General features: G+C 37.0%; 13 protein-coding genes. 3 read left to right on the forward strand and 10 right to left on the reverse strand.

The window, feature by feature from the left end; translation table 11 throughout:
* Positions 1–23: 23 nt before the first annotated feature.
* Genes glyA through BZK24_RS04100 form a run of 3 tightly spaced genes read right to left on the reverse strand, consistent with a single transcriptional unit; the run spans position 24 to position 3,499 of the window.
* The gene (gene glyA, locus BZK24_RS04090; RefSeq protein WP_077656657.1) at positions 24–1,274 is read right to left on the reverse strand and encodes a serine hydroxymethyltransferase; all 1,251 of its coding nucleotides are present in this window, start codon (positions 1,272–1,274) and stop codon (positions 24–26) included.
* Complete coding sequence (gene lysS / locus BZK24_RS04095) at positions 1,274–2,779, reverse strand: lysine--tRNA ligase (protein WP_077656658.1); 1,506 nt, start codon at positions 2,777–2,779, stop codon at positions 1,274–1,276. Before lysS ends, glyA begins: the two co-directional genes overlap by 1 nt.
* Positions 2,780–2,788: 9 nt before the next feature.
* Entirely contained in the window at positions 2,789–3,499 is a 711-nt protein-coding gene (locus BZK24_RS04100) for a CvpA family protein (RefSeq protein WP_077656659.1), read from the reverse strand.
* 230 nt (positions 3,500–3,729) lie between these two features.
* Between BZK24_RS04100 and BZK24_RS04105 the strand changes: the two genes are divergently transcribed.
* From BZK24_RS04105 to pseI, 3 genes are read left to right on the forward strand one after another with little or no spacing between them, the layout of a single operon-like run.
* Entirely contained in the window at positions 3,730–5,004 is a 1,275-nt protein-coding gene (locus BZK24_RS04105; RefSeq protein WP_077656660.1) for an apolipoprotein N-acyltransferase, read from the forward strand.
* Complete coding sequence (locus BZK24_RS04110) at positions 5,004–5,645, forward strand: ABC transporter ATP-binding protein (protein ID WP_077656661.1); 642 nt, start codon at positions 5,004–5,006, stop codon at positions 5,643–5,645. Before BZK24_RS04105 ends, BZK24_RS04110 begins: the two co-directional genes overlap by 1 nt.
* 4 nt (positions 5,646–5,649) lie before the next feature.
* Complete coding sequence (pseI, locus tag BZK24_RS04115; protein WP_077656662.1) at positions 5,650–6,672, forward strand: pseudaminic acid synthase; 1,023 nt, start codon at positions 5,650–5,652, stop codon at positions 6,670–6,672.
* Between the two features lie 72 nt (positions 6,673–6,744).
* On the opposite strand, the gene BZK24_RS04120 is transcribed toward pseI, so the two are convergent.
* From BZK24_RS04120 to cbf2, 7 genes are all read right to left on the reverse strand, one after another.
* Positions 6,745–7,965: an LlaJI family restriction endonuclease gene (locus tag BZK24_RS04120; RefSeq protein WP_077656663.1), complete on the reverse strand. Its 1,221-nt coding sequence runs from the start codon at positions 7,963–7,965 to the stop codon at positions 6,745–6,747.
* On the reverse strand, positions 7,958–9,301 hold the full coding sequence (locus BZK24_RS04125) for an McrB family protein (protein ID WP_077656664.1): 1,344 nt from the start codon (positions 9,299–9,301) through the stop codon (positions 7,958–7,960). The genes BZK24_RS04120 and BZK24_RS04125 overlap by 8 nt, the downstream gene beginning before the upstream one ends.
* The gene (locus BZK24_RS04130) at positions 9,276–10,046 is read right to left on the reverse strand and encodes a hypothetical protein (RefSeq protein ID WP_077656665.1); all 771 of its coding nucleotides are present in this window, start codon (positions 10,044–10,046) and stop codon (positions 9,276–9,278) included. The genes BZK24_RS04125 and BZK24_RS04130 overlap by 26 nt, the downstream gene beginning before the upstream one ends.
* Positions 10,033–11,277: a DNA cytosine methyltransferase gene (locus tag BZK24_RS04135; RefSeq protein WP_077656666.1), complete on the reverse strand. Its 1,245-nt coding sequence runs from the start codon at positions 11,275–11,277 to the stop codon at positions 10,033–10,035. Before BZK24_RS04135 ends, BZK24_RS04130 begins: the two co-directional genes overlap by 14 nt.
* A 478-nt stretch (positions 11,278–11,755) precedes the next feature.
* Complete coding sequence (gene efp, locus BZK24_RS04140) at positions 11,756–12,319, reverse strand: elongation factor P (RefSeq protein WP_000974266.1); 564 nt, start codon at positions 12,317–12,319, stop codon at positions 11,756–11,758.
* A 21-nt stretch (positions 12,320–12,340) separates the two neighbouring features.
* The gene (locus BZK24_RS04145; RefSeq protein WP_000960439.1) at positions 12,341–13,264 is read right to left on the reverse strand and encodes a class II fructose-bisphosphate aldolase; all 924 of its coding nucleotides are present in this window, start codon (positions 13,262–13,264) and stop codon (positions 12,341–12,343) included.
* Positions 13,265–13,277: 13 nt separating this feature from the next.
* Entirely contained in the window at positions 13,278–14,177 is a 900-nt protein-coding gene (gene cbf2 / locus BZK24_RS04150; RefSeq protein ID WP_077656667.1) for a peptidylprolyl isomerase CBF2, read from the reverse strand.
* Positions 14,178–14,280: the final 103 nt, after the last annotated feature.

Here is a 14,280-nt window from a genome sequence, read left to right on the forward strand (position 1 = left end):
TTTTGTATTAGTTAGATGCTCCCTTAAAAAATGGGTTGGTGGTACACAGGGAATTGACTAGCCATGGCCTTCAATTCTTCTTTCACATGCAATTGCAAACTAACATTATTAATATCATTCAAAATATCTGATATTTTATTCCCTATGATTTCAAATTCCTTAGCTCCCATGCCCCTTGCGCTCAATGCCGCTGAGCCAATCCTTATCCCACTCGTTACAAAAGGGCTGCGCGTTTCGCCAGGAATGGTGTTTTTATTCACGGTGATCCCGGCATTCCCTAAGGCAATATCAGCGTCTTTCCCGCTATAAGGCTTATCCAAGAAATCCATTAAAAGCAAATGGTTAGAAGTGCCACCGCTCACTAATTTGTGGTTTTTTTCTTTTAATACTTTAGCCAAAACTTGCATGTTAGATTTCACTAATTTTGCATAAGCTTTAAATTCTGGTTTTAAATTCTCTTTAAACCCCACCGCTTTAGCAGCAATCGCATGCATCAAAGGCCCGCCTTGAGTCCCTGGAAAAATCGCTTTATCAATCTTAGCCGCTATCTCTTCATCATTAGTTAAAATAAGCCCCCCTCTAGGCCCTCTTAAGGTCTTATGAGTGGTGCTTGAAACCACATGGCAATGCGGAAAGGGATGGGCATGCTCATTAGCGACTACAAGCCCTGCCACATGAGCTATATCGCCTAGTAGTAACGCCCCCACTTCATCAGCGATTTCTCTGAATTTCTTAAAATCAATCTCCCTTGGATAGGCTGAAAACCCACACACAATGATTTCTGGCTTAACGATTTGAGCGATTTTTAGCGCCTCTTCATAATCAATATAGCCATCCAAACCCACGCCATAAGAAAAGCTCTGATAATGCTTGCCGGTTAAACTCACTTTAGCGCCATGCGTTAAATGCCCTCCACAGCTTAAATCCATGCCTAAAATCTTATCATAAGGCTTTAAAAGGGCGTGATAGACAGCGTTATTGGCTTGTGAGCCTGAATGCGCTTGCACATTAGCGAACTGGCAATTAAAAAGCTTTTTAGCCCTTTCTATGGCCAAGCTTTCTATTTTATCCACCACTTCACAGCCTCCATAATAGCGCTTGTTAGGATAGCCTTCAGCGTATTTGTTGGTTAAAATGCTTCCCATAGCTTCCATAACACTAGGAAAAGTGTAATTCTCGCTCGCTATCATTTCTAAATGCTCATTTTGCCGCTTATATTCTTCAAAGATCAATTCAAAAATTTCACTATCCGTTTGTTCTAAAAAATACGCCATTATTCTCCACTCTCAATATTAAAATCGTTTTTAACAGGACGCATCGCTGGGAATAAAATCACATCTTTAATGCTTTTAACTCCAGTGAGTAACATCACTAATCGGTCAATGCCTATGCCTTGCCCTGCAGTGGGGGGCATTCCATGAGCTAGGGCCCACACGTAATCTTCGTCCATGTATTGGGCTTCTTCATCGCCTTTTTCTTTCTCAGCCACTTGGTTTTTAAAGCGCTCTAGTTGATCTAATGGGTCATTCAATTCGCTAAAGCCATTAGCGATTTCTTTTCCTGCAATGAACAATTCAAACCTGTCAGCAATATTAGGGTTACTATCGTTGCGTCTGGCTAAAGGGCTAATCTCAATGGGATATTCGGTTACAAAAGTGGGGTTAATGAGCTTATGCTCTACAAAATGATCAAACGCTTCAGCGAGCAATTTGCCATGAGTGAGGTTTGGCTCTACTTTAATGCCCTGCTCTAACAAATAAGCCAAAAGCCTGTCTTCTTTTTCTAAAATGCCCTTGCTAATGCCCCCTATTGTTTCTAAAGCGTCCAAATAAGAAATCACGCTCGTTTGGTTGAAATCCACTTCCATATCGTTGTAAATGATTTTTGAATCTAAATTTAAAGTCTTTAGCAAGTAGTCAAACAATCTCTTACTGAGTTCAATCAAATCTTCATAAGTGTGATACGCCCAGTAAAACTCAATCATCGTAAATTCGGGGTTATGGCTGTGATCCATGCCCTCATTCCTGAAATTACGATTGATTTCAAACACCGCTTCAAAACCCCCCACAATCAAGCGTTTGAGGTATAATTCTGGAGCGATTCTCAAATACCTTTCAACTTCTAAAGCGTTGTGATAAGTGATAAAAGGCCTTGCGTTCGCCCCGCCAGGAATGGGGTGCATCATGGGGGTTTCCACTTCTAAAAACCCTTCCATTTCAAAGAATTTCCGCACGCTAGAGACAATCAAACTGCGCTTTTTAAACACATCTTTAACGCTAGGATTGACGATCAAATCCAAGTAGCGCTGGCGGTAACGCAATTCTATATCGCTTAATCCATGAAACTTTTCAGGTAAAGGCACAATGGTTTTGCTTAAAATATGAAATTCTAGGGCATGAATGCTTAATTCACCGGTTTTGGTAGCAAAAGGGAATCCTTTCACCAACACAATATCGCCCACTTCTAAATGCTTTTTCAAGCTTTTAAATTCATCGTTCAATTCATTTTGCGAAACATAAGCTTGCAAAATCGCGCTTTCATCTTCAACTTTAATAAAACATGCCTTACCCATTAAACGCAAAAGCTTGACCCTCCCTACAATACTCTCGCGTTTTTCTTTGTCTTTAGGCTCTTCTAAATCCTTAACATAAGCGTATTTTTCTAAAAAAGCGGCGTTGGTTAGGCTTCGTTTCAAGCCATTTTTATAAGGATTTTTGCCTTCTTCTCTCAAGCTATTGGCTTTATGGATGCGTTGTTGGATGTATTGGTTAGAAAACATGTTGTGCCTTTATAGGGGTTCTTTATTAGATGGGGTTGGGATTGGTGGGGTTTGGTTGGGTTTATTGTGTTTTGGCTCTAGCATGTTTTTAGGCAAATCTTTAGCCTTTTCTTTTAAAGCTTCTACGCCCTTATCCGTAGCCTTATTAAAAGATTCTTTGGCGTTATCAATAGATCCTTTATTTTTGACTTCATCGCTCATTTCTTCAAGGTTGTCTTTAAGGTTTTTCTCCACATGTTTGACGCCATCAAGACGCATGATCTTACTAGCGACGCTTTTCATGGTGGGGAAAATAGCACTCTTTTCTTGCAAATAGGCGTTAGCGTCTTTCATTAAATCCATTTTAGAGAGCGCATAAAGGATGAAAGAAAGCACTAAAAAAGTCTTCAAACATGAAAAAATAAACCCTAACGCCTTGTCTATAATGCCTAGACCGCTAAAGACTAACACCTTGCCTAGCAACACTCCAAGAGCTAAAAAAAACACCCAAATGGACGCCAACACCAATAAAAAACCAATGAGATTGGTCATGGTTTCATTTCTTAGATCATACAAATGCTGTGAAAATAAATTCCCAACAGCCACAGAATAGCGAGACGCCAAATACACGCCAAGCACAATCCCTAAAGTCCCCGCCACTTCACTCACGAAGCCATGATAAAACCCCCTAATCCCAAAGGCTACCACCACCACAAGTAACGCCAAATCAATATAGTTCAAACCCTAAACCCAAACCTTTCTCTCATATATCTCGCATAAAGATAGTCATAGCGTCTTAAAACAAACACCCATCACTCTTAAATCATGCCAATTCACGCTCTTTAGACTTGAAATTTGAAAATAATAACACAACTTAAAAAAAACTACCCTTAAAAAAATCAATCTAAAATTCTTAAATTAAAATATAGCTATAATACACTAAAACAATCTCAAGGTTTCAAAATTTAGCCATGCGTCTTATTCTGTTCAATCAAAACGCTTTTTTATTAGCATGCATGTTTGTTTCAAGCGTGTATGTGAACGCTGTTTTAGACGCTTATGCGATTGAAAACCCTTATATCACTATCATGCTCACAAGCCTATTAGCCCCTTTAAGCATGTTGGCGTTTTTAAAAACCCCTAGAAATAGCGCTTTTGCTTTGGGGTTTTTCGTGGGGGCGTTATTGTTTTACTGGTGCGCTTTAAGTTTTCGCTACTCGGATTTCACTTATTTATTACCCTTAATCATTGTTTTAGTAGCGTTAGTTTATGGGGTTTTATTTTATTTGCTGCTCTATTTTGAAAACCCCTACTTCAGGCTTTTGAGTTTTTTAGGCTCTGGTTTTATCCACCCCTTTGGATTTGATTGGTTAGTCCCGGATAGCTTTTTTTCTTATAGCGTGTTTAGAGTGGATAAATTATCGCTAGGGCTTGTTTTTTTAGCTTGCATTTTTTTGAGCGCTCAAAATCTTAAAAAATACGGGATCATAGCGGTTTTATTGCTGCTTGGCGCGTTGGATTTTCATTTCTTTAAAACAAGCGATTTAAAAGAGGTTGGAAATGTTGAATTAGTTTCCACAAGAACGCCCCAAGATTTGAAATTTGACTCAAACTACCTTAACAATATTGAAAACAACATCCTTAAAGAAATCAAACTCGCTCAAAGCAAGCAAAAAACCTTGATTGTTTTTCCAGAGACCGCCTACCCTATCGCTTTAGAAAATTCCCCCTTTAAAGCCAAGCTAGAAGATTTAAGCAATAATATTGCTATTTTAATAGGGACATTACGCACCCAAGGCTATAGCCTTTATAACAGCTCGTTTTTATTTTCTAAAGAGGGCGTTCAGATCGCTGATAAAGTGGTTTTAGCCCCCTTTGGCGAGACGATGCCTTTACCCAAGTTTCTTCAAAAACCCCTTGAAAAGCTCTTTTTTGGCGAGAGCGCTTATCTATACCGCAACGCTTCTAGTTTCAGCGATTTTACATTAGACGATTTTACTTTTCGCCCCCTGATTTGCTATGAAGGCACCTCCAAACCCGCTTATTCAAACAGCCCTTCAAAAATTTTTATAGTGATGAGCAATAACGCATGGTTTAGCCCAAGCATTGAACCCACCCTACAAAAAACGCTTTTAAAATACTATGCAAGGCGTTATGATAAAATCATCTTGCACAGTGCGAACTTTTCAACTTCTTACATTCTAAACCCTAGTTTATTAGGCGATATTCTTTTTAGGAAACGATAATGATTAAAGCGATTAATATTTCTCATGCTTTCGAAAAGCCTCTTTATAATGGCGTGAATTTACACATCAAGCCCAAAGAAAGCCTAGCGATTTTAGGCGTGAGCGGGAGCGGTAAAAGCACGCTTTTAAGCCATCTAGCCACCATGCTAAAACCGGATAGCGGGACGATCAGTTTGTTAGAACACCAGGATATTTATGCCCTAAATTCCAAAAAACTTTTGGAATTACGGCGCTTAAAAGTGGGCATAATCTTCCAATCGCATTACCTTTTTAAGGGTTTTAGCGCTTTAGAAAATTTGCAAGTCGCTTCAATTATAGCCAAGCAAGAAATAAATCATTCTATATTAGAACAATTAGGTATAGCCCACACCCTAAAACAAGGCGTGGGTGAATTGAGCGGCGGCCAGCAACAACGCTTAAGCATCGCCAGAGTGCTTTCTAAAAAACCCCAAATCATTATCGCTGATGAACCCACCGGGAATTTAGACACCACTAGCGCTAATCAAGTCATCAGCATGCTGCAAAATTACATTACAGAAAACGAAGGGGCGTTAGTCTTAGCCACGCATGATGAGCATTTAGCCTTCACTTGCTCTCAAGTCTATCGCTTGGAAAAAGAATCTTTAATTAAGGAAAAATAAGAAAATGTTACAACGCCCTAAAATTGTCGCTGAATTGAGCGCTAATCATAACCAAGATTTAAACCTAGCCAAAGAAAGCCTTCATGCCATTAAGGAAAGCGGCGCGGATTTTGTCAAGCTCCAAACTTACACGCCAAGCTGCATGACTTTAGATTCTAAAGAAGATCCTTTCATCATTCAAGGCACTTTATGGGATAAAGAAAATCTGTATGGATTGTATCAAAAGGCTTCTACCCCCCTAGAATGGCATGCTGAATTGTTTGAGTTGGCTAAAAAGCTTGATTTAGGCATTTTTAGCTCGCCTTTTAGCTCAAAAGCTTTAGAGCTTTTAGAGAGCCTAGATTGCCCCATGTATAAAATCGCTAGTTTTGAAATCGTTGATTTAGACTTGATTGAAAAGGCCGCTCGCACACAAAAGCCCATTATCCTTTCTAGCGGTATCGCCACACACGCCGAATTGCAAGACGCTATTTCTTTGTGCAGAGGCGTGAATAATTTTGACATCACCCTTTTAAAATGCGTGAGCACTTATCCCAGCAAACTAGAAGACGCTAACTTGTTGAGCATGGTTAAATTAGGCGAAACCTTTGGCGTTAAATTTGGCTTGAGCGATCACACGATTGGCTCTCTTTGCCCCATTCTAGCCACCACTTTAGGGGCGAGCATGATAGAAAAGCATTTCATTTTAAACAAATCCTTGCAAACCCCAGACAGCGCTTTTAGCATGGATTTTAACGAATTTAAAAGCATGGTTGGAGCCATCAAACAAAGCGTTTTAGCCTTAGGCGAAGAAGAGCCAAAAATCAATCCAAAGACTTTAGAGGAGCGAAGATTTTTTGCGCGCTCTTTATTCGTCATTAAGGACATTCAAAAAGGCGAAGCATTGACTAGCGATAATATCAAAGCCTTACGCCCCAACCTTGGCTTACACCCTAAATTCTATAAAGAAATTTTAGGCCAAAAGGCATCAAAATTCTTAAAAGCCAACACCCCTTTAAGCACTGATGATATAGAACGCTCATTGTAGGTTTGTTTTGATTAAAAAATGGGATTTTCAATTTTGTTTTATGGTTTTAGATTTGATTTTTGATTAAAATTTTTAAAAATTATTTTTAGTTTCTTTCACATTTTTTGCTAGTAACTTTAAAAGATCATTGGATTTCTTATTATAGTTTTGCATTAAAAATTTAGTGTCTATTAAAATTCCTTGTATATTTTCATATTGCTTTAGGTTGTCTCTCCACTCTCCATTTGCAAAGCCTATATTTTCAAAAATATTGCTCAATTTTAGCGGATTGTTAAATCTGTTGAATGGCATTAAAAAGATATTGTAAACCTCTTTTTTTGTTTCTAGTTTTGCCACATATTCGCCATAAACAATCTGTTTTATTATGGATGCACTATTGGGTAAATCGCTTGCAACTCCACTTATGCCATATCTATAATATTTTGCATCTAATATGTAAATTTTATCGTCAAACAGCATGATGCTATCTGGTTGCAATAAATAATCAGGGTTTTGATTAGAACACCGCAAATTCCACTTCGTTTTAGGAAAATAAACTTCTTTATTTTTTATACCAAATGCTCTGTCTATCATTCTTTCCCAAACAACATAAAAATGATATGTTCCAAATTTAAAATCAGTCTTATCCAAAATATTATCATCTTGTAAAAGAATATTTTTCATGGATTGAAAAAGGATTTTCTTGTCATCATTAAAGGTGTTGTGTAGCTTGTTTTCAAGCAGATAAATGCAATAATTTTTATCAGTGGGTAGGTTAAATTTTGGTGGCATAAACGAGCTAAAAACAAAGCCAAATTTAGAAAACGCTTCATGCACACAATATTTGTTTATAGCTGTTATCAATTCATTTTCATTTATCATCTTCCTTTTAACTTGAAAACGAGTATAAACAAAAGAGTTTTTATTGTTAAAAGTTTGAATAATAGGTCTATTTTTCTTAATCGTTTTGGAAAAATTGATTTTACCTTTTGCGTTATTTTCATAATAGCTTTTATTTTCTGCATAATAACCATGCGATAAAAAATATTCTATGATATTTTTATACGCTATGAGTGGAAAATTTGAGTTTATAATCTCATTTTTATTATTTAACAAATTTTCACATGCAATTGTTTTATTGTATTCTAAAAGAATAGAAATGAGCTTTTTTACATCTGCTCTAATGTTTTTATCATCGCCTGCATCAAATCCTAGTGGGAAACAAATTTGTAAATCATTATTGATGCTTCTAATACCTACAAAATTGTCGTTCAATTCATTGTCTGTAAAACAGTGCTCTTTTAAATTAAACATTGAATAAAAGTTCTTTTATATCATCACTAAAAACATCAAATTGGGTTCTACCTTTTTCTTTGATAAAATTTTTTACAACAGCTTCAAGTGTATTAAATTTTATAGTGTTAAATATTATATTTCTATCAAATTTAAAGACATCGTCCCAAAGGTATTTTATAACTTTATGTGCAAAATTTTCTTTGCTCTTTAGATCATCAATATTTACAAAATAAACGCCAAATCGCTTATCTTCCATAGAACTCAGCCCCTCGTTATTTGAAGCTATTTTTTCATTGATGGTGGTGCAAAATTTTTGCCAAGTTATATCAGTATCTAAAATTTTCATATTTTTAAAATCATCATCAACATTTTCAAAGGAATTTTCAATGAGTTGCATAGAAAATCTACGCTGAAACGCAGTATCTAGTGTGAATACATTTTGATCGCTCGTATTCATTGTAGCGATTATCCATAAATTTGATGGGATTCTTATACTTGCATGTTTATCGTTATGGACAATATTGGCAATATCCATATTATTGATAGCATACTCACTAGAACCTTTTTTAAAGCCATCTTTGTCATATTTTAGTCTGTCAAGAAGTTGAAAAATTTCTCCAAATATGGCAGGTGCATTACCACGATTTATTTCATCAATCACTAGAACATGCTTAGTTTGTGGGTTATGATACGCTTTTTTAAGGATATTTGTAAAAGGTCCAGGATTAAATTTGTAACTAACGATACCGCTATCATCTACACTTGGCATAATCTGTCCCACAAAATCACTATAAGAATAATCAGGATGGAACACTATCTTTTCTACCACGCTATTATTGCAATAATCTCTTTGCAAAGTATAACTTTTGCCGCTACCAGGAACACCATAAAGGATGATATTTTTTCCCCCATCTATTCTAACGCTTTCATCTATTTTACCATCATCTAAAGTTCTCGTTTCATTCTTGCTAAAAACCAATAAATGCTTGCTATTATTGATTAAGCCATTTAAAACATTGTATCTTGTATCAGCTGGTAAAATGATTTCTAATGTGTATTTTTTATAAGATATGTAAGTAAAAAGCAGAATATCATCAACATTTAATTCATAGTTTGATCGGTTTTCTTTTATTTTATCAACTTCTGCACTGATGATTTTCTTAATGCCTCCACCAAGTCTAGGGTCTGTTGCTAAGAGGATGCTAACTTTATCACTATAGTTAGATAAGATACCACTCATATCTACTTCGTCTTGGTCGTTGGCTTTATCAAAAAAATGCTCTAAAATACCTCTTGTAATACTAATTTGCTTGTTGATGCATTGGTTATCAATTTTCCTTAAATAAACTTTCATTTTTCACCTTTTTAAACACCTCGTTTTTTACAAACTCCCCCCACTGCTCTGCCATCGCCTTTGCAAACCCTGGAAATGTTTTACTCCTCCAAATTTGACGCTCTTTAGCTGATTTTGTTTTAGTCAGTCCATCGCTATACCATTTTGCTATTTTTTTACCGCTTTTAAATTCTATAAACTCGCCAGGATCAACGATGTTTGTATGTTTTAAAGGCGGTAAGTTTTTAAGCCACAAACAAGTCTTTTTTGATGCGCTATCGCCAAAGTGGTAAGGTTGGACTATTTGATTGGGTTTTTTGTATCTTGTATTCATTATACCAATAGGGTTTTCTATTGCAATATAAGGGATTTTTGCATCCACTAAATCCATAAAGAATTTTGAAGCTTCTTCTCTGTCTTTTGCACGGTTTGGGAATTTGGGGTGAGGTCTTTTTTGCTCTACGGGCAAATCTTTATCTTTAGGGTGGTAATACCACTTTGCTCCACTAACAGCCAAGAAAGTGCAAGGCGGGTGCGCTATCATCATATCCCATTGCGAAACTTTTGCATGTTTGCCATTTTGCAAAACACCGCCTTTATTTTCAATCACTTCAAAAACATCGCAATTAAAATGCCACTCAGGATGCCCGCCACTACACTCTAATAAATCACAACTATAAGCGTTGAAACCAAGCTTTCTAAATTCATTGCACACTCTTTGGCTTTCTTCACAAGCTATTAAGATATTTATATTAGTTTTTTTCATCTAAAACCTTTGCCACTGCTAGGGCTATATTTGTGGCAAAATTGACTGGCACTGCATTGCCTATCATTTTAAAACAAGCCGCTTGTGATCCGATAAATTCAAAATCATTAGGAAAAGTCTGCAAAATCGCTGCTTCTCTTATGGTGATTGAGCGGCTTTGATCGGCTTCTGGATGTATAAACATAAAACCATCTTTTTGCAAATGCGCCACTAAGGTTGGCGATGGTTTATCCCATTCTAAATTTCTGTATTTGTTATGGTTTGAGACTTTTCCTGTAATCTTAGTGTAAAAGTCAAGCTTTTCTTTTGCGGAAGCGTTATTCATGTTGTTTTCAATCCAAAATTTCATCGCTTTTAAATCTCGTAAATTATTATATCGTGGAAAATTTTGTGTCAAATTATTTGTGCCAATAAGTTCATGAGAAATGTTTTTATTATTGATTTTTAGGGGCGTTTTGAGCGGTCTAAACTTGGGCAAATGGCCAATAGCGTCTTTAACGGTAAGCGGTGGGTTTTTTGATTTGAGATTGTCTAGGTTTTGATAAAATTTGAATAACCATTCTTTATTGTCTTTACGAACGCCAAATACGATCACTCGTTTTCTGGTTTGTGGGACTTCGTAATCATCGCTAGAATAGATTATCTCTTTCATTTCATTTGGTTTTTTAATTTCATACCCTATTTTTGAAAAAGCTTCATAAATCCTGTCTTTTACAAATTGATTACCCGGTTTTGCACTAAGCATGCCAGGAACATTTTCAAACACAAAACATTGTGGTTGGTAATAATCAACTATCTTAACAAAACTTTCAAAAAGATAATTCCTATAATCATATTTCATAGAGTGCTTATCTTGCGCTCTCCCCACAAGAGAATAAGCTTGACAAGGAGGACCGCCAAAGATAACATCTATTTTTTTACCACTAATTACGCCATTTAGCCCAAATTGGCTAACGCTTTCATCATTATCAGATCCATAAATTTTAAGAGTTTCATCACTCCAAGAGCCATTTATCAATTCATCAGTTTTTTGAATATCAAATTTGATAACTCTTTTTTTTGTTTCTTTTTCACTGATCTTAAAGCGTTTGATTAGAGCATTTCTCAGTGTAGTAACCATAGGTTTTTCCCATTCAATGTGGGCTAAAATATTAAATCTATTTGTATTCGCAAAGCCCAATGATAAACCGCCAGCCCCACTAAATAAATCTATGCAATTATATTTGCTCATTTAAACTCTTAACGCCATCATGGTTATAGTATTGTAAAGCCTATTTGATATTTTATTTCTTGTTTCATTTTATCCGCCAACTATCTTCTGCTTTATGATTGTAGCAAAATAAATTAGGGTCAAAATAACTTAAGTGGATTTTTTGTATCTATTTCAATAAAACTCGGTGCAAGTTCTCATTATGCCTAAACCCACACTCTTTTAAATGGGGTAAAATTCTCTCTCTTTTATCCCCTAACCCCCAAAGAATGCTTTTTAAGAGGTTATCCGTTTGATTAAATCAATCTCTTATGTTTAATCTTAAAAAATGCCTTTGAATATTTTTATTGATGATCAATAAAAAAAGTCAATCCATTTTAAATAATTTTTAACTACAGATTTCACATGCACTTTAAACAAAGTTCAAATAAGGGGGCTGATAATACCCCTTATGACAAAAAGGCTGTGTCTAAAGCACTAGCTCAGTAAAAAGATAATTTCATTTCACTTTTTCAAGATACTCTTCTGTTTCCGTATTCACCTTAATCGTCTCACCCTCTAAAACATGGAAAGGCACTTGCACGACCGCACCGGTTTCTAAAGTCGCTGGTTTTTTGCTCGCGCTGGAAGTATCGCCCTTAAAATTAGGAGCCGTTTCCACAATCTTTAAAGCCACAACTTGCGGCACATCCACTGAAATCGCCTTGTCATTATGCAATAAAACCTGCACTTGCATACCGTCTAGCATCCATTTAGAAGCCTCGCCCACTTGAGAGTCGTTTAAAGCGATTTGCTCATAGCTCTCTATATCCATGAATTGGTATGTATCGCCATCGTGATAAAGGTATTGCATCGTTTTTTCAACTAGGTTAGGTTCTTCGCACTTATCCCCCGCATGGAAAGTCTTTTCAATCACCTTGCCATCTAAAAACGACTTGATTTTCGCACGCACGAAAGCCGCGCCCTTGCCGGGCTTGACATGCTGGTATTCTACAATCCTATAAGGCACACCGCCCAATTCAATTTTCAAGCCCTTTTTGAGCTCGCTCATCCCAATTGCCATGTTACACTCTTTCCTTGTTGATTAAATTTTATTAGCGCTACCCAAAAGTTTCATGCGCTCCTTGACCACATTTTTAAGCGCTAATTGGGCCGGAGAAAAAAACTTCCTCAAATCAAATTGGCTCTTATCTTCATTGGCCACCTTGCGCACTTCTGCGATGAAAGCGATCCTTAAATCCGTGTCGGTATTAACCTTATTGATCCCCCCTTTTATGGATTCTTGTAAAAATTCAAAAGGCACGCCCTTAGAGCCTTTCAAATCGCCTCCAGCGTCCAAATAAGATTTCCTCACATCATCCGGTATCGCGCTCGCTCCGTGCAAAACTAAAGGGATATTAGTGAGCCTTTTGACTTCTTGCAAGCGTTCAAAATCCAATTTGGGCTCGCCCTTAAACTTAAACGCTCCATGGCTTGTCCCAATGGCTGGGGCTAAGTAATCCACTTGAGATTCTTTGACAAACTGCTCCGCTTCTTTAGGATTCACTAACACCGCGTCTTTTTCATCTACTGAAATATTGTCTTCAATCCCCATCAAACGCCCCAGCTCCGCTTCCACGCTCACTCCAGCGTTATGCGCCATTTTGACCACTTTAGAAGTCAATTCCAAATTTTCTTCAAAAGCATGATGAGACGCGTCAATCATCACAGAAGTGAAACCCGCTTTCACGGCTTTTTCGCAGCTTTCAAAAGTCGTTCCATGATCTAGGTGTAAGGCTACAGGAATGTGCGGGTAGCGTTCGCACATGATTTTCACCATGCCCACCGCCATATCAATCCCCATGTATTTGATCGCTCCTTCACTCGCTTGAATGAAAAGCGGAGAATTTTCCTCGTTTCCTGCTTCAAAAATAGCGTTTAGCATTTCAAAATTCACGAAATTAAACGCCCCTACCCCATAACCTTCTTTATGGGCTTTCAATAAGATTTCATTGCCTTTAACTAACATGATAACACCTCATCTACTTGTTGATAACAATTTTAGCGTGCTTCCTTAATTCCTCGATTCGTTGATTCATGCGTTCTTGGAAAAGCTTTTCTTGTAACATCCCCTTAATGGTGGGTTTGGCTTGCTCATAAGTATAAGTTACAGGGCTGTCTTTTGAAATCAAATAGATAATATGATAACCAAACTCCGTTTTAACAGGGGTTTTAGTGTAATCCCCAGGAGTTAGAGCGAAAGCGGCTTTAGAAAAATCCGGAGCCATTTGGTTTTTCTGGAATTTCCCCAAATCGCCGCCATTTTGCGCGTTCTTGCTGTTAGGATCAATCGTATCCCGATTGGCTAACTCAATGAACTTGGCTTCTTTTTTAGCCTTTGGCTGTTTGTCAATCTCAGAAATAATCCGTTTAGCCTCATCTTCGGTTTTCACTAAAATATGCCTAGCATGGGCTTCTTGCTTGACAAAAAGCTGATCTTTATTAGCGTTGTAAAAATCCTGCATTTCTTTTTCTGGGATTTGGACTTTTTTCACTTCTTCAGCCTGTTTTTTAGCCCAAAATTCCACTAAAGCCTGTTTTTTAACCGCTTCCATCATCGCTTTAAATTCTGGAGTCTGATTAAGCTTTTCTGCCTTAGCCTCATTTTCTACAAGCACGGTGCGGATAGCTTGCTCAATCAAGGCTTCTTTTTCTTTCTCTTTAAGCTTGTCAAAATCAAAATTAGGATTTCGTTGCTTAATCATGTCAAAATCGCTTTTGGTGATAGGCCTGCCATCCACTGTCGCTAACACGCCTGCTGAAGAATCAGTCGTTTTTTTCGTGTTATGTGCAGCGTTATTCGCATTATGAGCCGGCTTAGCCACCAAAAACGACATGCTCAACGCACCCACTAACGCTAAATTTAAGATATTTTTTTTCATTGTGTGTTCTCCACTCTAAACTAATTTTCATCATTAAATTCACATTATAGCAAATTTAAAACAAAATCAGCTATCATAATTATAGAAAACTCACATTGAGGGG

Origin of the sequence: Helicobacter pylori (genome assembly GCF_001998165.1) — a bacterium.
Classification (GTDB): domain Bacteria; phylum Campylobacterota; class Campylobacteria; order Campylobacterales; family Helicobacteraceae; genus Helicobacter; species Helicobacter pylori_DL.